Source organism: Sulfurovum sp. AR, from assembly GCF_000296775.1.
GTDB classification, from domain to species: Bacteria; Campylobacterota; Campylobacteria; order Campylobacterales; family Sulfurovaceae; genus Sulfurovum; species Sulfurovum xiamenensis.
Genome location: NZ_AJLE01000010.1, coordinates 259,291 through 281,840, shown reverse-complemented (window position 1 = coordinate 281,840; position 22,550 = coordinate 259,291). Strand labels below are relative to the sequence as shown.

Here is a 22,550-nt window from a genome sequence, read left to right as displayed (position 1 = left end):
GCACCCATTTTCAAACGCCGAGGCAAAATTTTGTATCTCTAAAGAAGCAGTAATGATGATGACAGGAGTATCTAGATCCGTTTTTCTAATGTGCTTAAGTAGATCCAACCCATTAATACGAGGGATATTGATATCAATAATATAGAGGTCAAAATCTTCACTGTCTATTGTATAAATGGCATCTAACCCATCTTTATTACTTACGACATCCCATGCTTTGATCCTACAAAATTCACTTATGGCAGTGTTTAGTTGGGTATCATCTTCTATTATCAAAACTTTCATGCGATAGTATAGTATAAATCATGTCACATCTATGTCACATTAGATGCTACAGATCATAGTTTCCATTCCAAAGAGAGATAATAGGAACGTCCTTCTGATGGATAGCCATATCTCCATTCATAGGCTTCATCAAAAAGATTCTTTATACCAGCTCTGGACTGCATAGAGTTAGAGAGTTGATAAGAAATTTGAGTATCTACAAGGTGATAAGCAGAGAGTTTCATCTGTTCATCACTGTAGGTAGCTGAGTTTGAACTGTATCTTTTCCCTATATACTGATACCCTAAGTACACTTTCAAGTTTTTGGTGATGTCTAGGCTATCTTCTATTTTGAGTTGATGCAAAGGGATGAATTCCAACGCTTCACCTTCACTGTCACAGGCATGGGTATATGCATAAGAAGCACTCAACAGGTGTTTATCAAAGTAGGTACTCTCTAAACGCAGTTCTGCACCATAATTCTCTGCCTCTTCACGATTGATATACGTCTTAGTACGATATATGATAAGATCTTTTATATCATAGTAATAGAGTGATAGGTTGAGAAGTGTTTTTTCTGTAAAGTTACGTTTGTAACCAAGGGTGTACTGCATGCTTTTTTCTGGCTTTAGATCAGGATTTGCATTGTCCCAGGGAAAAAAAGTGAACATTTCAGACATCGCTGGCATACGGCTCTTTTTTGCGATACTACCATAGACCGTATGCTGTTCATCTGTATATGTTGCTTTCAGTAGTGCATCAAATGTTTTTTTATTTTCAGGTGATTGTATGGCATTTGCCTCTGCAGCCTCTTTTGAATTCATTAATGTAGCAGACATCCCACCTTCAACTTGCCATGCACTATTTAACTTCCATAAGTGTAGTAAACTTAGTTTAAAAGTATCAGCTTGATACTCTGCAGTATCCCATCCTCCACCTCTTCTAACATGTTCATTCTCTTCTGCTTGAAAAATGAAGGTACTACTATGATCATTCTGGGTTTTGATAGCTTTAAACACAGTTCCCAAACGCGCATCATCATAAGTGACCACCGGTAAGTGTGATCGGTACTCAGGGGCATGATAGACTTTAAAGATATCTTCATAATCATCATAATAAGCACGGATACTTAACTGTAGATCCTCTGTATCATAATCACCATAGAGGTAGAAACTGTTCAGATCCTTACGGTCTATGCGGGTGTAAGCATCCCATACCACAATAGCATTTGGATCAGTTATGTTTGTATATACATTTGGCGGTATGCCATATTCTGCCCTGGTCAGACTCGCTTTTGCGGCAAGATGGATTTCATCATCGAGGTAAACACCGCTTTTTACAGAGATGTTTTTCTGATCGTTATCACTGTTGACACGTTTTTTTGTCACTTGAAGAGAAGTAGGAACAAAATCATTGGAAAGTGTAAAGTCGGATCTGTGATAGTAGCTGGTATCTGCCTGAAAATAGACGTTGTCTTCAAGACTTCCAACAGAAGCATGATAATATTCATCATTGTTTGAGATAGTGGTATACAGAGTACTCTCAAATGCTTTTTTTGGAAAAGTTGCATTGATTTGTACTTCTCCACCCATTGGAGAAACACCTAAGGTAGAGGTACCTGAGCCATCATTTATCTGAAGCGTTGCATTGGTCATCGTAAATTTTGGATCGGTAAAACCATTTACACTGCGATATAAAGGTATGCCATCTTCTACATACTCAGTCGCTTTAAAATCTAATCCTCTAAAAGAGATCGTTTTTTCAACATTACCCCCTGCAAGCGTACTAAAAGAGACATCACGTTCAAGCCTCTCTTGAAGTGTAATAGTATTGGTTTCCTTAGCTTCATCTTCACTCACTAGGACTGTTCCTAAACTAAGATCCGTTTCTAGAACGTTTATAGGATTAAGTGTGATGGTTTCAGCCCAGAGAAAAGTGTTTAAAAATGATAGTAGGATAATTATGTTAAATGCATTCATGCAAATAAGTTTATATTTAATTGTATTATGTTTGGTTTTTAGCTCCTGTTATGAGTGATATAAAGTACTTTCTGTCACCATTTGTGTCAAAGAATTTGAAGAAAAAACAGGTAGTTATTCTGGAGGGCAGACGAAGTATCTCATATTGATACTTTGCAGTGGTGTGCTCCATCCTATGCAGTAGGTTTTTTCTGCATTTTTTATAACACTATAGTCTTCTTTAAAATAATGATTGAGTACGGTTTCTATGGATGTACTTTGACCTTTTGTCTCTGCTATCCAGATAAAGGTCAGTTTTTTTAACTGATGTACTTCTTTTCTTTTTCGGATGATGGCACGTAAAGAGGCTTCCGCTTCACACTCTGTCGTATCGTGAGACAATAGAGTGACATCGATAAGCGCTTCCAGACCATTGACACTTTGAATTTTTTTCCAGTAGTCATGTTTGAATTTATTGAAAAATGTTGGTTGAGGAATGGCTTTACTATGGGTAACGATGTAGTTGACCCTTTGGATGTAATCAGGTGCATGTGAAACAATCTGTTCAATCTGCGTATCGTCATAGTCACCAGGGGTAAAACCCTCTGTATCTATCAGGTTGTTTTGTGTGAAAAACTTAAGAGATGAGGGGTCGGTGATCCTGGTTTTTTCATGGACTACAGCGACAGGATAGTCTTTTTGACATCCATAGTGACTCTCATTAAAGAGCAGATGTAATGCATCTTTTATCTGTATATTCGAAGGCGTATGTCTAAGTGCCTCCTGGAGCTCTTTAATAAGTGGTGTAAGCATTAACTCAACATCCCTCTGATCTCATCTTCATCTATGAGGTCTTTTTCATATTTGATAACAGCGATGTTCTCTGTTTCATTCACATAACTCTCTACAATTGCTTCATGACTCTTCAGGGAAGCCACCCTTTCACGGTCAAAAATATCTAGAGAAAGATAGACATTCCCTCTGTTGTTTGGGTTTGGCATGGTCGCTACCCAAATGAACCATACTACAGAAATGATTGCCACCACAACGGCAAGTGTTGCTCTGTCATAGTGCTGCATGAGCCAACCTGCAAGCAGACCACCCAGAAAGATACCTACATAGGCAAAAGTATTGGCTACACCCAGTGCCGCACCTTTTTGGTGGACTTTGGCAAATTTAGCCACAAAACTCTGTAGGAGAGGCTCAAACATATTGAACCCTATGAAGAAAAGTACGACACCCACGACAAAGACCCATGCAGCACTGGCAAATCCCATCGCAAGAAAACCAAAGAAGATCACAGAAACCGAGATCATAAAGACCTGTTTCCCCTTACCGTACTTCTCTCCAAATATCGCTGCCGGTGCCATAGCAAAGAAACCAAAGATCATCGCAGGGAAATAGACTTTCCAGAGTTCAGACTTTTCCCAACCAAAGCCGCCTTCAGTGAGTCCCTGTGTCATCACGACCGGAATGATAAAAAATGCCATGGTCATAATAGAGGAATGGAAAAGAAACGTAATGTACATACGTGTCAGAGATCTGTCTTTAAAGACCTCTAGCATCTTGGATTCCTCTTCTTCGTAACTGTGTACGATCTTTGGAGGTTGAGGCACGGCTGTAAATAAAATACCTATCGCCATCACCGAAAGAATCGCAGTCAGCCAAAAGAGTTTGTCTATCCCCCAGTGACCACCCACGACAGGTGCAATGATCATCGCTGCGGCAAAGCTAAGCGCGATCGTTCCACCCATGATGGCCATAGCATGGGCACGCTGCTCCTCTTTAACCAGGTCTGCAACCATCGCTGAAACCACAGAACCGATGGCGCCTGCACCCTGTAGAAAACGTCCGATAAGAAGCATGTAAATATTGTCACTCATTGCAGCGATCACGGAACCTATAATGAAGATGATCAGACCAAAAAGCAGGGTCTTTTTACGTCCTATTTTGTCACTTGCCAGTCCAAAAGGTACTTGAAAAGCGGCTTGTGTAAGTGCATAACCCCCTACGACAAGACCTGCAAGGAAAGGTGTTGCGCCTTCCATGTCAAGTGCATAGATGGAGAGAACAGGAAGAACGATAAAGAGTCCAAAAAACCTCAATCCCACGATGAGACTGAGCGGCATGATCTGTTTAATCATAGTGATACCTCTATTTAGATAAAATTTCTCTCATTATATAACGAAATATTTAAGAGTAGATGATATAGGTGAAGATCTGTCATCTTATGTAAAAGAGGAAGCCTGAGTGGAAGGGATTTCCACACGGTTTCACTCTGTGAAAAGGAGACTGAAATGCGTATCGTTCTAGCGACAGGGAACAAAGGAAAACTACGTGAATTCAAACAGATGTGTGAAGATGAAGTGGTTGCTTTTTCTGAACTTTTAGGTGAATTTGATATCGTAGAAGACGGTGATACATTTGCTGCCAATGCACTCATTAAAGCACGTAAGATCTATGAAAAACTGGGTGAAGAGTATCTAGTGATATCTGATGACAGTGGTATCTCTCTGCCACTACTTGACGGGGCACCGGGTATTTACTCCGCACGTTATGCAGGAGAGGGTGCCACAGACAAAGAGAACCTATATAAGCTGATAGAAGCGGTGAAAGAAAAAGGTTTGAAGTCTACACCGGCATATTATACGGCAGCGATCGCTATTGTCTCCAAATATGGAGAGTATGTGGTGCATGGATGGATGCATGGGGATGTCATAGATGAGGTAAGGGGCGACAAAGGGTTTGGGTATGATCCGATCTTCATTCCTGCAGGATTTGACAAGACTTTGGGTGAGTTGGATGATGGTGTTAAAAAAGCGATCTCACACAGAGCACAAGCATTGAAGTTGGCCAAACCGATCATAAAAATGTTAAAGGGTAAAGCATGAAAAAACAGTTTATGGAAGATCTGCAGGTCATTTATGACGAACTACAGAGCAGACAGGCCGATCTCAACCAATACTATGAACTATTGGATGAAACAAAAGGGCACGATCAAGCTGATAAGAGCGTAGAGGCATTTTTAACGCTTCTTGGATTACCGAGAAATAAAGACTCTGAAATGGCAGCGCTTACGCGTTTTGTGAATCTGCGTGAAGATGCGCTGGAACAAGTGTTGGAGAAGCAGGGCTGTTCTAAAGAAGAGATAGCAGTGAAAAAAGAGTTGGCCTATGGATTTACGAGTACGATGCACATAAACCGGCATGAAAATTTCATTGCATGGGTAGAGGAGAAGCAGCTTCTTACACCCTTTTATCGTGCGTTGATGTTGGGTGTACATCATGTTGGTCTTGCTATGAGCGTCTGGCAAAGCCACTGGACAGATCATATTCTTTACTCTGTGAACCTTGAGCTCAGTGAGATGTTTCACGGTGATGATGCAAAAGTCTTTGAGATGCTTCAGAATGAGTCTCTGTTAGACAGAGACGAGAGCGGATATATAGGAGACAGATCTTACTCTGTACTTAAAAAAGAGGACACTGGGTATAAAAGCATTGCTTATGCGGAAGCATTTTCTGAAGAGGTGGCACAAGTGACTACAGCACTTGAACAGCTCATTGCTCTTTTGAACCAACATAAAGATGATGTTTTTGATCAAAAATCAGAATGGATCGCCTATTTTACGGCGCTTAAAGTGGCTTTTACACATACGAAAACCGATGAACTCATAGGTAAATGGGCAGATGTTGATAGACGTTGGATGGCTATAACGACACCATTGCAGGTAGGGCATCCCTTAGAGTATTATGAAGATCATTACAGAAAAGCTGTGGCTCTGGAATGGGATCTGCGTATTGTCAATCCCAAATTGCAAGAGGGTTCAAGTACACGTAACAACATTAAACTTTTTGCCTATGAAATGGCAAAAAACTTTGGTAAAGAAGCCTTGCATACGATGAGTAAGAATCTTTTACAGGTGGATGAAACCCAGCTTTATATAGGTCAACCTGTCCTTTACTATGGAGCAGAGTTCAACGGTCTTTTCTCGGCACAGGTCGTACCGAATGATGAACAGGTTTCAACAGAACTTGGGAAAAAGATCTTTGCCTATGCCGATTTTGTCATGGAGTCCAAAAAATCCAAACCCATTATGAAACTTTCAGTCGAAACTATGGGTGAAGATTTTGTGAAGAAACAAAGAGAACTTATAGATACGGATCCTGACCTTTGGCAAGAGATCTACGATATCTCTACAGTAGGACATGAGTACGGTCACATCCTTTGGATAGATGAAGAGACGGAAAAAAAGATGAACCGCTCGGGACAGTTTAAAAATATCGAAGAGTTCAAAGCTACGGCAGGCGGACTGATGGCATTTTTCTCTAATGAGCGTGAAGCGCTGAAAACACACATTGTAGACGATGTGGTTTCACGGGCAGTGGGCCTTATGGCCTGGCGTGAGGTCGGTGAAGTTTTACCCTATTATTGTGAAGGATTGATCCATCTTGATATCCTTTTCAGCTCAGGTGTTATTACCTATGACGGAGAGATACGTATCGACTACAGCAAGTATGACAAGATGAAAGAATCCTATCAAAATGCCTATAGAACTTTAGCAGAAAACTATCTTTCAAAAGTAGATGCAACGCTCTATTTGAATACGTATGCGCGTAAAGAAAATGGTGTATATCTACCGGTAAAAGAGGAGATAAGATCATTTGTTGAACACTATTATGCAAGATATAAAGAGATAGGTCAGCAAACGATTACACTTTCCTAAGAACTCAGCAGCAGGGAGTTCCTACTCTTCTGCCATTATTTAATTATTTTCCTTCACCATTCTCTAACCTCATTTTGGATATAATCCACGTAACTATGCCGTCATTAGAACGGTGAAAACGAGGATACTTATGCTACTTTTTACCCCAGGACCTACACCAGTACCGGAGTCTGTACGCCAAGCTATGGCAACACCTACGATACACCATAGAACACCAGAATTTGAAGCTATTTTTAAAGAAGCCCGTGAACGACTTTTAAAACTTCTTGGGATGGATGAGTGTGTGATGATAGCCTCTTCAGGCACAGGTGCAATGCAAGCATGTATGTTAAACCTGTGTAAGAGCAAGGCTTTGACGGTAAATGCCGGTAAGTTTGGTGAGCGTTTCGGGAAGATCGCTGATGCAATGGGAAGAGACAAAGTGGAGCTCAGCTATGAGTGGAATACCCCTTGTTCAGTTGCCGATGTTGAGAATGCTTTGAATGAGAATGCGGATATCGATGCGATCTTTATACAGGTGTGTGAAAGTGCCGGCGGACTTCGCCATCCTGTAGAAGCGATTGCGAAAAGAGCCAAAGAGATCAACCCTGATATTATGATCGTAGCAGATGGTATCACGGCGGTAGGTGTAGAGCGTATTGATATCTCGAATATCGATGCATTGGTGACAGGAAGCCAAAAAGCGTTGATGCTCCCTCCTGGACTTGCGATGATCGGTCTTTCACAGGCAGCTGTAGAGAAGATAGGTAAAGGGGAAGACTACTACTTCAACCTTGCTTCAGAGATCAAAAAACAGCAGCAGAACACGACAGCATATACGGCTGCAACAACACTGATCATAGGGCTCAATGCTATCTTCGATGCGATCGAGGAAGAGGGTGTCGATGCTTTATATGCAAATACAGCAGCAAGAGCATGTGCAACACAGGCAGCACTGGAAGCGATAGGTTTTTCCATGTATCCTCAAACACCGGCACCATCTATGAGTACAGTGTTCGATGAAGATGCTGAACCTATACGTAAACTACTCAAAACAAAGTATGGTGTAAATATGGCAGGTGGGCAAGACCACCTCAAAGGTAAGATATTCCGTATCAACCAAATGGGTCTTATCCCTGTCTATGAGTCTGCATGGGTAGTGAATGCTATTGAGATGGCTTTGGCTGACCTCGGTAGAAGAGCGTTTGATGGTACGGCAGGCCGTGTCTTTAACGAAACGTATTTTGAGAAGAGTAACTAAATGATATTTGAACACGAGATCCCTAGTGGGAGTAGGCTTTATTTTGGACAAAGTGCCAAGATAAAAAGAGAGATAGAGAGTATCGCAAGTGAAACATTGGAGACGCTTGGATTTGAAGAGATCGTTACACCGCTCTTCTCTTACCACCAGCATGAATGTTTCGAAGACCAAAAGCTCTTGGTCAGACTGAATGATGCAGAAAATCACGAAGTCACGTTACGTGCAGACTCCACGGCAGATGTGGTGCGTATCGTGACCAAAAGATTGGGGCGTAGTACAGAGTCAAAAAAGTGGTTCTATATCCAGCCAACAGTGACGTTCCCGACAAAAGAGCAGTATCAGATCGGGGCAGAAGTGATTGATGGTACCTTTAAAGACATCGCAGAGACAACGACAACGCTTTTAAAGCAGATAGGATCCGAACCTGTGATGCAGATAGCCAATATTCGTATTCCGCATCTTTTAAATGAAAAATACGGGGTCTCTTTAGATGTATTAAAATCGATGCATGTGGAACAGATCATGGCGGCAGATCTGCCTTGGATCGAACAGCTTGTAAGAATCAATGCGGTCAGTGACCTTGAAGATCTGAGCCCGTTCCCTGATGACATCAAAGCGGAACTTGAAAAGATCAAAGAAGCCACAGATAACGTAGCGTACAGCAACATGGTTATCTCTCCACTCTTCTATGCGAAGATGAGATACTATGACTCTTTGACATTCAGAATGTTTGAAGACAACAGTCTTTTGGCAATGGGCGGGATATACACCATAGACGGTGTAGAAGCAGCAGGATTTGCACTCTATACAGATGAGTGTATCAGTAATAAAATGAACAGAGGATAAGGTAGATGAGTAAAGCAGATTTGATCGTAGGTCTCCAGTGGGGGGATGAAGGAAAAGGAAAGATCGTAGACCATATGGCACAGACACATGACTATGTATGTCGTTTTGCAGGTGGCCATAATGCCGGGCATACGATCGTCATAGGTGACAAGAAGTATGCGCTTCATCTTATTCCTTCCGGTGTACTTAATCCCAAAGCGAAAAATATTGTAGGGAACGGTGTGGTACTCTCTCCAAAAGATTTTATTAAAGAGATGAAGCAGTTTGATAACCTGGAAGGAAGACTTTTCCTTTCAGACAAAGCACATGTACTTTTGCCTTACCATGCACAGATCGACCAAGCCAAAGAGCGTTTGAAGGGTGACAAAGCCATCGGTACAACGGGTAAAGGTATCGGACCTGCCTATGGGGATAAGATCGCTAGAGTAGGGCATAGACTGGGAGAACTGTTAAATCCTGAAAAGCTTACAGCTAAAATCTTAGAGTTCTTTAGTATAAACAAACCTGTATTTGATGCTATGGGTGTAGATGCACCTGTTGAGGCAGAACTTATAGCTGAGCTAGAAGAGTATAAAGCCATACTTGGGCCTTTTATTACAGATACCACCCAAATGATGTGGGAAATTATGGATGATGATAAGAAGATACTTCTTGAGGGTGCACAGGGAACGATGCTTGATATCGATCATGGAACGTATCCGTATGTTACTTCTTCAACAACGGTAAGTGCCGGTGCCTGTTCTGGTCTTGGTATTAATCCAAAAGACCTTGGGAAAGTTACAGGTATCGCAAAAGCATACTGTACAAGAGTAGGAAACGGACCTTTCCCGAGTGAAGACTTTGGGGCAGAGGGTGACACGCTTCGTAAAAATGGACATGAGTTCGGTACAACAACAGGACGTCCGAGAAGATGTGGCTGGTTCGATGCAGTAGCGATGCGTCATGCGGTACGTGTAAATGGTGTAGACCAGGTAGCACTGATGAAATTGGATGTACTGGATGGTTTTGATGAGGTAAAAGTATGTGTGGCTTATGAAGTAGATGGCAAAGAGATCGACTATGTACCGTATGAGCTTGATGATGCAACACCTGTATATAAAAGCTTCCCGGGGTGGGACAAAACAGAAGGTGTGAGAGAGTTCGATGCCTTGCCTGAAACAGCCAAATCATATATTTTGGCACTAGAAGAGATGATCGGAACAAAGATGGGGATCATCTCGACAAGTCCAGAGCGTGAAGACACAATAATTCGATAATAAGGGGTAGCAATGAGACTAAAACCACAACAAACAGGATATGTAGCAACAAAAATCGGGATAGATCTAGCCAATGCACCTTTTATTACTCTACCAAAAGGAAGAGAAGCAGTAGTGGCTGCAGCCAAAAAGATCATTGATGAAAATCTTGAAAAAGAACGTGCGCTTGATGAAAAAGTCAAAAAGATCATAGAAGAGAATTATGATGAGATAGAGTTTCAACATGCTGATGAGAGACAACTCTTTTTCATGATCAAAAAGAAAATGGCTCCTGAGCATGGTGTGATCATGAATTATGATGACAGATACAATGACCTAGCACACTTGATCTTGGATGAATTGTATGAAAACTACCTTGCAGAATATACAGTGAATGAAAACCAGGTGAAGAATGTGATCTTTAAATCTTTCAAAACCTTTGCAGATGCCTATGATGAGATAGATGATATTGTTTATACAAAGATCAAAGGTATGGAGAAAGAAGTGATCCCTGGTTCACAGGATTATGAACTGCTCTATGAAAGATTGTATCAGGAAGAACTATCGAAAAGAGGTATGCTGTAATGAATAAGATATCTTTGTATTTTGAAAATGGATTGATGCTTGAAGCAAAAAGTTTTGGTGCAGAAGGTACGTCTGTAGGAGAGATCGTATTTAATACATCCACTACAGGATACCAGGAGATCACGACAGACCCTTCTTATGCAGGACAATTTGTGACATTCACAACACCTGAGATAGGTAATGTAGGGTGCAATGCTCAAGATATGGAGAGTAAAGGTGCCTACTGTAAAGGGATCATCGTACGCAGTTATCAGAATCGACCTTCTAACTTTAGATGTGAAGAGACGTTGTCAGAGTTGCTCAAAAGAGAGAATGTACTTGGTATTACTGAGATAGATACTCGATTTTTGACAAAAATGCTCAGAGACGAAGGTGCGATGATGATGGTAGCTTCTACTGAGATACATGATCAGGATGCACTGAAAAAAGTACTGGACTCTTCCCCGCGTATTGAGGAAGTGAATTACATTGAACAGGTCAGTACAAAAGAGAGTTATATCCATCCTGAAGGGCGTTACAATACAGATACATTCCAGTATGAGGCACCTAATACCACAAAAAAGATCATTGCGCTTGACTTTGGTATTAAAAGAAATATTCTTAATGAATTGACACATGCAGGTATGGAAGTCACGGTTGTACCAAACTCCATATCAGCCGAAGAGATCATTGACAAAGTCGATGCAAAAGAGTGTGATGGGGTATTCCTTTCCAATGGACCCGGCGACCCACTTATTTTAACAGAGGAACATGAGAAGATCAAAAAACTGATCGCTCGCAAAGTACCGATTTTTGGTATCTGTCTTGGGCATCAATTACTTTCTATCTCACATGGTTATGATACCTATAAACTGAAGTTCGGACACCATGGTGGAAATCACCCTGTGAGTAATGTGGTAACGGGTAAAGTAGAGATCACGGCACAAAACCACAACTATAATGTACCTGATAACATTACTGAAGTTGCGACTGTCACACATATAAACCTTTTTGACAATACGATAGAGGGCCTCAAATACAATGATTCTCCAACCATGTCGGTACAGCATCACCCAGAAGCTAGCCCTGGACCGCATGAAAGTGCCTATATCTTTGGCGAATTTGCCAAAATGCTTTAAGGACGAGAGATGAAAATAGCGATATTGTTTGGTGGATCCAGTTATGAACATGAGATAAGCATTGTGTCTGCCATTACAATGAAAAAAGTTTTAAAAAACGCTACACTGGTCTATATCTTTGTAAGCAGTGACAGAAAATTTTATCTCATAGATACGCAGAAGATCAATTCTAAACTCTTTTCATCAGGTGAATATAAAAAATCCAAAGAATTGACACTTAAAAATGGCGGTTTCCAAGTAGATGGTATGTTTGGAAGCAAGCGTATCGATTTTGATGTAGCACTGAATCTTATCCATGGAAGAGATGGAGAGGATGGGAAGATCGCATCACTGATGGAATTCTACACGATTCCTTTCATTTCCCCTAGAATAGAAGCTTCGGCACTCTCTTATAACAAACTCTATACGAAATTTCTAGCAGAAAGTGTAGGTGTCAAAACAGTAGCCTACGAATATCTTTCTAAAAATGATGAGAGAAAGATCTCTATGCCATACCCTATTATTATCAAACCGGTCCGTTTGGGTTCCAGCATAGGTGTGAGTATTGTAAAAGACGCTTCAGAGCTTGATTATGCGCTTGATGTCGCTTTTGAATTTGACACCGATGTGATCATAGAACCTTTTATCGAAGGGGTGAAAGAGTTTAACCAGGCAGGGACATACACGAATGATTGGGAACTGTCCATCGTAGAAGAACCTCACAAAGAGGAGTTCCTGGATTTTGAAAAAAAATACATGGACTTTTCGAGAGATTCTCAAGTTTTGGCAGCGGATATTTCAGATGCGCTAAAAGCGAAGATCCAAGAGAGTTTCAAAAAGATCTATGACCCTCTTTTCAGAGGGAGTATCATCCGTTGTGACTTTTTTGTTGTTGAGGGTGAAGTACTTCTGAACGAGATCAACCCTATCCCGGGTTCTATGGCGAATTATCTGTTCGAAGATTTTGAAGGGTTGGTAGAGAGACTTTCAAAACATCTCCCTAAAGAGCAAAATATAGCAGTAGATTACCAATACATACATTCTATCCAAAGTGCAAAAGGCAAAGCCTAAACGTTTCTTACTATAAGTGTTATAGTACCATTCTTTATTCTATCATATCCATCAGGGAAAGCATACACTTTCCCTTAAAATAATCCTTACCCATATTCAGTTTACTTAATCTAATGTAAAAAATTAAAAAATCTTATATATAATTAAAAAAATTACTTTCTGTAACTTAAAAGTCTTTTTTATCAATCAAATACACTTTAATCAATATTTTTTCATTGCCATTTAAGTGATTGTGCCATAGAATTGTTCGTATTTTTACAAATATAGACAAAACAGGGGAGTGTAGATGAAAAAAATTGTGATGCTTGTATTACTGTTTCTAACTGTACTACAAGCAGAGTCTTTAGGCGTAAATGAAAAGTTAGGGGAATACGTTCCGCTTGATTTGACATTTATAGACGAAGACGGCAAAAGTAGAACACTCAAAGAGTATATGGATGGGAAACCAACGATCATCTCTTTGAACTACTTTAGATGTGCAGGTATCTGTACACCACAACTAGAAGATATGGCAAAAATGTTGTCTAAACTTGACTTGGCTGAAAATACTGACTACAAAGTGTTGACTATCAGTTTTGCACCGGATGAAACACCACCATTGGCAAAAGCGAAAAGAAAAACGATGCTAGACGCAATGAGCAGACCCTACGTGAAGGATGCATGGCACTTTTTACTCAGTGAAAACAACTCTTCGGCTATTTTGGCTGACAAAGTTGGATTTACGTATAAAAAGGAAGTATCCAAAGCAGGTGTGGTTGAGTGGATCCATGCTGCATCATTGATAGTCATTTCACCAGAAGGAAAGATCACACGTTACCTTAACGGTATCGAACAACTTCCTTTTGACGTGAAAATGGCAGTGTTGGAGTCAGCACAAGGAAAGGTTGGACCGACCATAGCTAAAACATTACTGTATTGTTTCGCATACGATCCAAAAGGCAAAACCTATGTGTTTGCCTGGGAGAAGATAGCAGCAACAGTAATATTAACGATTACAATTATCTTTTTTATCTGGCTTATCAAGGCAGGAAGAAGAGATCAAGAAGAACATCTAAACCAAAGGAGAGACATAGATGAGTAAAACTTATTTCGACGAAACACACTGTGCCATTGGGCACCCTAAGAGTACATTCATGCAGTGGATGCTTACTATTGACCATAAAAGAATTGGTATTATGTATGCAGCTGTTATGTTTGTATTCTTTTTTGTAGCTGTATTTACAGCATTTGCAATGAGACTTGAACTGTTTGCACCAGGGGGGCAATATATGGATGGGAACACGTTCAACCAGGCCTTCACACTACATGGTGTAATTATGATCTTCCTCTTTATTATCCCGGGGATCCCTGCGGTATTCGGAAACATTGTTATGCCATTGATGATCGGTGCGAAAGATGTATCTTTCCCAAGATTGAACTGGTTTACGTTCTGGCTTTACATTGCAGGTTGTTGTATTGCACTTGCATCACTATTTATAGGTGAAGGTGTAGCAGATACAGGTTGGACATTTTATGCACCATACTCTATGAATACAGGAACAAACGTTATTATGGCGCTTGTAGCTGCATTTGTTCTTGGTTTTGCATCTATTCTTACTGGACTTAACTTCCTTGTTACGATCCACAGACTAAGAGCACCGGGTATGACTTTCTTTAAAATGCCACTTTTTGTATGGGGTATCTACGCAACAGCATGGATCCAGCTTCTTGCAACACCGGTTGTTGGTATTACGCTTGTATTGGCTATTTTGGAAAAATATTTCGGTATTGGTATCTTTGATCCTGCTAAAGGGGGAGACCCGGTATTGTTCCAACACTTATTCTGGATCTACTCTCACCCGGCTGTTTATCTTATGATCCTTCCGGCATTCGGTATTATGTCTGAAATCATTCCTACTTTCTCAAGAAAAGAGGTATTTGGATACAGAACGATCGCTCTTTCTTCAGCATCAATTGCAGGTATCGGTTATCTTGTATGGGGTCACCACCTTTATACATCAGGTATGTCAGATATCGCCAAAACAGTATTCTCATTCCTGACTTTCTTTGTTGCGATTCCAACAGGTGTAAAGTTCTATGACTGGGTTGCTACAATGTATCAAGGTAAGATCGTACTTTCAACACCAATGATCTGGGCACTAGGAACAATTATCACATTTGCTATCGGTGGTATCACTGGTGTTACTATTACAATGATCGGTATGGACGTTCACTTACAAGATACGTATTACACAGTTGCACACTTCCATTACGCAATTCTTGGTGGGGTTGTATTCTTGATGTTTGCCGGTATGCACTACTGGTTCCCGCTTGTAACAGGTAAAATGTATAACGAAACAAAAGCAAAAATCGCTTTCTATCTTAACTTTATCGGATTTAACCTACTATGGTTCCCAATGTTCATCGCTGGTTACTACGGTATGCCAAGACGTTATTTTGACTACTTGCCGGAATTTGAAATTTATCACCAAATCTCATTTGTTGGAGCAGTTGTCTTTATTGCTGGTCTGATCTATATGTTCTGGGTATTCTTTAAAGGTTGGACAAAAGGTGAGGCAACTACGCCTAATCCATGGAATGCTACAACACTTGAGTGGCACTTACCAACATCACCACCACCACTAGAGAACCACTCTAAAGTGCCATATGTTGATTTTGATCCATATGAGTATAAACATGGTGAGCCAGTGGTTAAATTTAATTATGAAACGATGCAAAGGATAGACTAATGGGACACGAATACGTACCTGAGATCGCGACAGATCGCGATGGGAATCAACATGAAGTACAAGGTTGGCAAGGTGATTTTTACGGCGGGAAACTAGGTTTCTGGCTGTTTATGCTTACAGAAGTAATGATGTTTGGAGCAATGTTCCTTGCACTTGCTTACTATAATTCACTACACCCTCAAGACTTTTTAGATGCTTCTGCAGCTTTAAATAGACTATTGGGTGGTACGAATACAGTGATTCTACTGGTATCTGCACTTACAATGGGGCTGGGGTTACTTAGAATGAGAGCAGGTGATGTGAAAGGTGCTAAGCTTATGATCTGGGCAACTATTATTTTGGCAGTTGCTTTCTTGGTGATCAAAGGATTCGAATGGACAGCTGAGTATCATCACGGTATTTTCTTGATGCATGACAAGCTATTACCTGAATCATCTTTACCATTTGGTCAGAAATTATTCTATGGTCTTTACTTTTCAATGACTGGACTTCACGGATTCCATATTATCATTGGTATTGGTCTTATGCTTTGGTTACTTAAAAGAATCAATGCAGGTAAAGTAAGCCCAGAGCATCATATTTTACACTGGAACATCGCACTATACTGGGATATCGTACACCTTATTTGGGTATTCGTATTCCCTTACTACTATATGATCGGAGCTGACGGTATTCAAATGTCAGACTTTAGTATGATTTTTGGAGGAGGTACAAATGGGCACCACTAATACAGTAAATTATCAGGAAGAGAAAAAAGTATATTACAAAGTACTTATAGGTTTATTATTATTGACAGCAGTAACATTTGTACAACCAGGTTTATTTATGACAAAATCAACATTTTTGGCACAAATGCTTGTTGCAGTTGCTAAAGCTTGGCTTATTGTAATCTACTACATGCACTTAAAAGGTGAGAAACTGATTGGGGCTATGGTATGGTTTTCATTATCATTGGTCGCAGTTTTCTTTATTATCGTTATTGGTATTGATGTTGCCAATTTCCAATTTGAGGCTGAAAGTTTTATTACGCCGCAAGTTACAAATACTGCTACTGCCCCTGCAGTACACTAAGAGAGGTTTTATTATATGAGTAATACATTAGAAGGATTTAGTACAAATGCATCGAGTTTCAACGCAGATCATGAATTTGCGTTCTGGCTGCATGTATGGATTTCAGTTGCACTATTTTTATCAGTAGTTGCACCGATGCTTTATTTTGCATGGAAGTATCGTGCAGATAAGGTCAAAAATGAAGATATTGGTAACTTAACACACCATACAGGGTTGGAATTGGCATGGACGATCATTCCAATTATTGCGGTGATGGTTTTCTTTTACTATGGTAATACGACACTACAAATGTTCAGAACACTTCCAACAGTTACAGATGACACTGTGGTAGTTAAGGTTGAAGGTTCTAAGTGGAAGTGGGCATATGAGTATCCTGCAAATAAAGATGGCTATGTACACAAAATTGGTGGGGCATACAAAAAACCTGTTAAGGATGAGAATGGTAAGGTGACAGAAGAGGGTACGATGGGTATCACTGCACTCTATGTACCGGTTGATACAGATGTCATTTTAGAGATGACTGCACCGGTGAATGATGTAATTCACGCATTCTATATCCCTGCATTCCGTATGAAAGAGGATGTGGTTCCTGGGCGTACAACAAAACAATGGTTTCATGCAACTAAAGTGGGTGAGTATGATGTAGAGTGTGCCGAGTACTGTGGTACGGACCACTCATATATGTACTCTAGAGTAGTAGTACTTCCAAAAGCGGAGTATGATGCATGGTTTAACAGTACAGAGAATACACCAAAAGGTAATTATGCTAAAGGTGGTGATGCACTAGTACAACGACATGGATGTACACAATGTCATGCAATTGAAACAGATAAAGTTATAGTTGGACCTTCTCTTAAATCTAGATGGACAAAAGAACGAGTATTGGATGTGATCAATAATGGTCAAGCTCAACTTGGTTACGATATGGGACCAATGCCAGCTGGTTTGGCTACAGGTGCAGATGCTGAAGAGATTGCTGCGTATGTAGCTGGTAACATGAAAGGTGAAAAACCTGCATCATTTGCTGCATGTGCTTCATGTCATGGTGAAGATGGTAAGGGTCAGTTTGGTATGGCTCCAAGTCTTGTAGGATACGATGCAACATTTATGAGTCATGTATTCAAGAATGGTAAAAAAGGTATGAATGGTGGAATGCCAGCATACCCTGATATGTCGGAAGAAGAGATTTCAACAATTGCTGAATATCTCGACAACAACGCTAAATGATAAAAGATTTCTTTAGCGTTACCAAGTTTATTCTCTCCTTTGCAGTTAGTTTATCTGCACTCTTTGCCTATATCATGGCAAAGGGAGAGATTGGTGTAGATATGTTTATTGCTACCTTCTCTGTACTTTTAGTAGCGATGGGAGTTTCTACTCTTAATCAAGTACAAGAGTACAAAGAAGATTCCAAGATGGAAAGAACGAAAAATCGTCCTATCGCATCGGGACGTATGTCCCCTCGCACAGGGATCATCATTGCAGTGGTATTGATCCTGCTTTCATTTGCGTTTATCTATTCACTCTTAGGCCTTACAGGGATAAACTTTTTTGGGTTTGCATTCATTTGGTATAACCTTATGTATACCCCTTTGAAAAAAAGATCTGCCGTTGCCGTGGTCCCCGGAGCGATATTGGGTGTTATCCCGCCGGCTATCGGGTGGTTAGCAGCCGGTCATACTCTGTTTGAGTTAGAGTTTTATGCTTTAGCGGTCTATTATTTTATCTGGCAGGTGCCGCACTTCTGGTTATTGGTGATGCTCTTTCATGGAGATTACAAAGACGGTGGTTATCCAACAGCTATGCGTCTGTTTGGGGAAGGGACACTGCAGAGACTTACATTTGTGTGGCTCATACTGACCATACATGCAGGTATCTATCTGGTCTATACATTTAATGTGTATTTAACGGTTACAATTGTTCTTTCTGCAGCACTTGGAGTATGGGCATTTATCACATCCCTGCAACTGCTCAAAAAAGAGTTTAAACTTACAGATGCACGTGGGATCTTCTGGAAGATCAATGCAGCATTTTTAGGTATTATTATACTTCTTAGTATCGATGAGTATGTAAAACATCATCTCTAATGATATTTCAATAGCAGATTTTTTCTGCTATTAAACTACAGTTTATTTAAACTTACTACACTTATATGAGTGACATTCTAAGGAACAAAGATGCAAGAAAACCAATATACAATTCAAACGATCATACAGAGTGTTTTTAAAGAACATAACTACAAGATCAAAAAAAGACTTATCTATGATAATGCACTGTTCGGGGGGCTGAGCAGCAAGTGGATCAAATTGGCATTTCTTATTTTACCGTTTGCGATGTATGCCGCTATATTCAATCCTGCATCTTTTAAAGCGTTGGGTATCGCACAGGCCATTGTATTTTACATTATACTGCTTGTATTTGCTATGCAGATCGTTGTGGCAGTCTCTTACTTTAACAATAAGAAGGTAGTAAAAACAGCTACCAAAGCATGGGAGGTGTACTTTCCTGGTATTGATTTTAAAATGATACTCTCTTCGGGGGTCACACCTTATATGGATTTTAAAAAATATTATGAAGCTGCACTCAGTGATGGTTTGGTAGAAGAGGCCCTCAAAGATAAAATGAGTGAAGCATTCCAGCAGATGGAATCTGAAAACACCCATCTTGTTGAGGCGATGAAAAAAGATAAAGAGAAAAGAGCAGGTAAATAGTATGTTAAAGCATCTCATGGTATTCAGTGTATTTATTCTATCCACACTTTCAGCATCTCAGAGCATTTCTTTAAAGGTTCTATGTAGTGATAATAATACAACAGCCTGTTATGAGCACGGACTCCCTATGGTCACTGGGGAGAATGCGAAGGTACAGGATATTAAAGAAGAAGGGTTGAGTTATATACGTAAAGCTTGTTCACTTGGTGAAGAGATAGCGTGTGATATCATGGGTGATAACTATTATAAAGACACGAATTACGGTGCGGCAATACCGTATCTCGAGAAATCATGTGCAAGAGGTATAAAATCAGCATGCGAGGCGATGGGAACGATCTATCGTGACGGGCATGACGTAAGACCTGATGATGTGAAATCAAGAGTGTTTTATGAAAAGGCGTGTGAATTAAAAAGTGGTGATGCATGTTTCAATGTGGCTATTATTTATCGTGGTGGTTTCGGTGTAGAAAAAAACAGAACAAAAGAAAAAGAATATTACAAAAAAGGTTGTGATATTGGATTGAAAGCAGGATGTGATCGATTTGTTGAGTTGGATAACGAAGATAAAGGTATAGAAACCGGGATCTGGACGACGATCAAAAGCTGGTTTCAATAACTCTCTTCTCCCCCTCAAAGTATATTTAGGAGTGTATTACTCCTAAAAAAATCAATAAAATTGATAGATTAAACAGGAGTTAATTTCTCTTTTGATGCTTTAAATCCCTACAAATTTACGTCAAATGTAACCTATCCCTACATATATTTACATTAAATAATTTTTTAAGTACAGATATAATCAAATAAGATTATAATTATTATTGAGTGTTGTAATTTTATAACATAGAATTTATTCAAGGGGGTATGTATGCAATCAAATGCAGCATTGGAATATGATTATTCATTAGCAAAAAAGTTTACCTTTTTAACTATTTTGTTTGGATTTTTAGGAATGTTGATCGGTACGATTATTGCCGCACAAATGGCATTTCCTGAATTAAACTATCTATTGGGTGAGTACGGGACATTCTCAAGACTCAGACCACTTCATACAAATACCGTAGTATTTGGATTTACGGTTTCAGCAATCTTTGCTACTTGGTTTTATATAGGGCAAAGAGTCCTTAAAGTATCTATGGCAGAATCGAAGTTTTTGATGGTGGTCGGAAACATTCAGTTTTGGCTATACTTTGTGGGTGCGTTGATAGCAACAGTATCATTACTATTGGGTATCTCCAGTGGTAAAGAGTATGCTCAGTATGAGTGGTGGGTTGATCTTGTTGTTGTTGTAATCTGGGTACTTTGGGGTGTTGGTATCATGGGTCTTATAGGAATTAGAAGAGAGAAAGCACTTTATATCTCTGTATGGTATTTCCTTGCATGTTTCCTTGGTATTGCTATGCTTTACCTTTTCAACAATATGTCAATTCCTACTTATTTCGCAACAGAGGGTCTAGGTGCGATCACTCACTCTGTATCTATGTATTCAGGTACGAATGACGCACTAGTACAATGGTGGTATGGTCATAATGCGGTTGCATTTGGTTTTACAGTGCCTATCGTTGGTATGATCTACTACTTCCTGCCAAAAGAGTCTGGACAGGCTATCTATTCTTATAAGCTCTCTTTACTCTCTTTCTGGGGATTGATGTTCGTTTACCTTTGGGCAGGGTCTCACCACCTATTATGGTCAACAGTTCCAGACTGGATGCAAACAATGGGTTCTGCGTTCTCTGTAGTACTTATCTTGCCATCATGGGGTTCAGCGATCAACATGCTTCTTACGATGAAAGGTGAGTGGAATCAGTTAACAGAAAATCCGCTGATCAAATTTATGGTTCTTGCATCTACATTCTATATGTTATCAACGATCGAAGGTCCTATCCAAGCGATCAAATCAGTGAATGCCATTGCACACTTTACTGACTGGATTCCTGGACACGTGCATGATGGTGTACTTGGTTGGGTGACATTTATGATCATGGCATCACTGTTCCATATGGCTCCACGTATGTTTAAAAGAGAGATTTACTCTAGAAAACTTATGGAGACACAGTTCTGGCTTCAAACAACAGCGGTTGTGCTTTACTTTACATCTATGTGGATCGCAGGTATTACACAAGGTATGATGTGGAGAGCGGTAGATGAGTATGGCAACTTGATGTATAGTTTCATCGATACGGTCAATGTACTTCATCCTTACTACACGATTAGAGCGCTTGCAGGTGTAATGTACCTTATTGGTTTCATTATGTTCGCTTACAATATGTATAAAACTATGACTTCTGCTAAAGAGATTACAGAAGAACCACAGTTTAGAACACCTATGGCATAAGGGAGGTAGTTTATTATGTTTTTTCATTGGTTAGAAAAAAATCCATTCTTCTTTGCTTCGGGGATTTCGATCGTTATCGCATTTGCAGGACTTATTGAGATCGTACCGAACTTCGCGAAGGCGGCAAGACCGGTAGTAGACCTTAAACCTCGTACTGTACTTGAACTTGCAGGTAAAAATGTCTATATTAAAGATAACTGTATGTCATGTCACTCACAGCTTATTCGTCCATTTAAATCAGAGACGGATCGTTATGGGGATTATTCATTGTCAGGTGAGTATGCTTTTGACAGACCATTCCTTTGGGGTTCTAAAAGAACAGGTCCGGATCTTCACCGTGTAGGAAACTACAGAACAACAGATTGGCACGAAAATCACATGCTGAATCCTGCTGAGATCGTACCAGGTTCTATCATGCCGGCATATAAACATCAGTTTACAAACTTGGCTGATATTGAAACTGCGTATGCAGAAGCGGTCACAGTTAAAAATGCATTTCATACGCCATATGGTCCTGAGTTTAAAGGAACCAGAGCTGCATGGGAAGCACACAAACCAAAAGTTCTTGCAGACGCGAAAGCGATTGCTGATGATATGAAAAACAAAGATGTTAAAGAAGCAGTTGCGAGAGGTGAAGTACCTGAGATCGTAGCACTGATTGCTTACCTTAACAGTTTGAAATAAAGAG

Annotated in this window: 22 protein-coding genes; 18 read left to right on the top strand and 4 right to left on the bottom strand. The window is 40.0% G+C overall.

Annotated elements, in window-relative coordinates; translation table 11 throughout:
- From SULAR_RS10200 to SULAR_RS10185, 4 genes are all read right to left on the bottom strand, one after another.
- The coding region (locus SULAR_RS10200) for a response regulator (protein WP_188084897.1) at positions 1-276 on the bottom strand (276 nt) is incomplete at its 3' end.
- Between the two features lie 62 nt (positions 277-338).
- Positions 339-2,123 carry a TonB-dependent receptor gene (locus SULAR_RS10195; protein ID WP_008245728.1) on the bottom strand — a complete coding sequence of 595 codons (1,785 nt, stop codon included), beginning with the start codon at positions 2,121-2,123 and terminating at the stop codon, positions 339-341.
- A gap of 234 nt (positions 2,124-2,357) precedes the next feature.
- Complete coding sequence (locus SULAR_RS10190; protein ID WP_008245727.1) at positions 2,358-3,035, bottom strand: hypothetical protein; 678 nt, start codon at positions 3,033-3,035, stop codon at positions 2,358-2,360.
- Positions 3,035-4,366, bottom strand: coding sequence for an MFS transporter (locus SULAR_RS10185; RefSeq protein WP_008245726.1), 1,332 nt, complete (start codon positions 4,364-4,366; stop codon positions 3,035-3,037). The genes SULAR_RS10190 and SULAR_RS10185 overlap by 1 nt, the downstream gene beginning before the upstream one ends.
- A gap of 153 nt (positions 4,367-4,519) precedes the next feature.
- On the opposite strand from SULAR_RS10185, the gene rdgB reads away from it, so the two are divergent.
- From rdgB to ccoO, 18 genes are all read left to right on the top strand, one after another.
- Positions 4,520-5,113 (top strand): RdgB/HAM1 family non-canonical purine NTP pyrophosphatase, encoded by a 594-nt coding sequence (gene rdgB / locus SULAR_RS10180; RefSeq protein WP_008245725.1) that lies wholly within the window; start codon positions 4,520-4,522, stop codon positions 5,111-5,113.
- Positions 5,110-6,945: an invasion protein CiaB gene (gene ciaB / locus SULAR_RS10175; RefSeq protein WP_008245724.1), complete on the top strand. Its 1,836-nt coding sequence runs from the start codon at positions 5,110-5,112 to the stop codon at positions 6,943-6,945. Before rdgB ends, ciaB begins: the two co-directional genes overlap by 4 nt.
- Before the next feature lie 130 nt (positions 6,946-7,075).
- Entirely contained in the window at positions 7,076-8,185 is a 1,110-nt protein-coding gene (locus SULAR_RS10170) for an alanine--glyoxylate aminotransferase family protein (RefSeq protein ID WP_008245723.1), read from the top strand.
- A complete protein-coding gene (locus SULAR_RS10165; protein WP_008245716.1) occupies positions 8,186-9,031 on the top strand; it encodes an ATP phosphoribosyltransferase regulatory subunit in 846 nt (281 codons plus the stop codon).
- 5 nt (positions 9,032-9,036) lie between these two features.
- Positions 9,037-10,287 (top strand): adenylosuccinate synthase, encoded by a 1,251-nt coding sequence (locus SULAR_RS10160; protein ID WP_008245714.1) that lies wholly within the window; start codon positions 9,037-9,039, stop codon positions 10,285-10,287.
- 12 nt (positions 10,288-10,299) lie between these two features.
- Positions 10,300-10,851 (top strand): DUF507 family protein, encoded by a 552-nt coding sequence (locus SULAR_RS10155; protein ID WP_008245712.1) that lies wholly within the window; start codon positions 10,300-10,302, stop codon positions 10,849-10,851.
- Complete coding sequence (gene carA / locus SULAR_RS10150) at positions 10,851-11,969, top strand: glutamine-hydrolyzing carbamoyl-phosphate synthase small subunit (RefSeq protein WP_008245711.1); 1,119 nt, start codon at positions 10,851-10,853, stop codon at positions 11,967-11,969. Before SULAR_RS10155 ends, carA begins: the two co-directional genes overlap by 1 nt.
- Before the next feature lie 9 nt (positions 11,970-11,978).
- On the top strand, positions 11,979-13,019 hold the full coding sequence (locus SULAR_RS10145) for a D-alanine--D-alanine ligase (protein ID WP_008245709.1): 1,041 nt from the start codon (positions 11,979-11,981) through the stop codon (positions 13,017-13,019).
- Between the two features lie 286 nt (positions 13,020-13,305).
- Positions 13,306-14,100 carry an SCO family protein gene (locus tag SULAR_RS10140; RefSeq protein WP_008245707.1) on the top strand — a complete coding sequence of 265 codons (795 nt, stop codon included), beginning with the start codon at positions 13,306-13,308 and terminating at the stop codon, positions 14,098-14,100.
- Complete coding sequence (locus SULAR_RS10135; protein ID WP_008245706.1) at positions 14,093-15,748, top strand: cbb3-type cytochrome c oxidase subunit I; 1,656 nt, start codon at positions 14,093-14,095, stop codon at positions 15,746-15,748. Before SULAR_RS10140 ends, SULAR_RS10135 begins: the two co-directional genes overlap by 8 nt.
- Positions 15,748-16,476 carry a cytochrome c oxidase subunit 3 gene (locus SULAR_RS10130; protein ID WP_008245704.1) on the top strand — a complete coding sequence of 243 codons (729 nt, stop codon included), beginning with the start codon at positions 15,748-15,750 and terminating at the stop codon, positions 16,474-16,476. The genes SULAR_RS10135 and SULAR_RS10130 overlap by 1 nt, the downstream gene beginning before the upstream one ends.
- Positions 16,463-16,819, top strand: a complete 357-nt coding sequence (locus tag SULAR_RS10125) for a cytochrome C oxidase subunit IV family protein (protein WP_008245698.1) — start codon at positions 16,463-16,465, stop codon at positions 16,817-16,819. The genes SULAR_RS10130 and SULAR_RS10125 overlap by 14 nt, the downstream gene beginning before the upstream one ends.
- Positions 16,820-16,834: 15 nt before the next feature.
- On the top strand, positions 16,835-18,046 hold the full coding sequence (gene coxB / locus SULAR_RS11390; RefSeq protein ID WP_008245694.1) for a cytochrome c oxidase subunit II: 1,212 nt from the start codon (positions 16,835-16,837) through the stop codon (positions 18,044-18,046).
- A complete protein-coding gene (locus SULAR_RS10115) occupies positions 18,043-18,906 on the top strand; it encodes a protoheme IX farnesyltransferase (protein WP_008245692.1) in 864 nt (287 codons plus the stop codon). Before coxB ends, SULAR_RS10115 begins: the two co-directional genes overlap by 4 nt.
- A gap of 90 nt (positions 18,907-18,996) precedes the next feature.
- The gene (locus tag SULAR_RS10110) at positions 18,997-19,530 is read left to right on the top strand and encodes a hypothetical protein (protein WP_008245690.1); all 534 of its coding nucleotides are present in this window, start codon (positions 18,997-18,999) and stop codon (positions 19,528-19,530) included.
- Position 19,531: 1 nt separating this feature from the next.
- Entirely contained in the window at positions 19,532-20,146 is a 615-nt protein-coding gene (locus SULAR_RS10105; RefSeq protein ID WP_008245688.1) for a tetratricopeptide repeat protein, read from the top strand.
- A 249-nt stretch (positions 20,147-20,395) separates the two neighbouring features.
- A complete protein-coding gene (gene ccoN, locus SULAR_RS10100; RefSeq protein WP_008245686.1) occupies positions 20,396-21,862 on the top strand; it encodes a cytochrome-c oxidase, cbb3-type subunit I in 1,467 nt (488 codons plus the stop codon).
- A 15-nt stretch (positions 21,863-21,877) separates the two neighbouring features.
- Positions 21,878-22,546, top strand: coding sequence for a cytochrome-c oxidase, cbb3-type subunit II (gene ccoO / locus SULAR_RS10095; protein ID WP_008245684.1), 669 nt, complete (start codon positions 21,878-21,880; stop codon positions 22,544-22,546).
- Positions 22,547-22,550 lie beyond the last annotated feature (4 nt).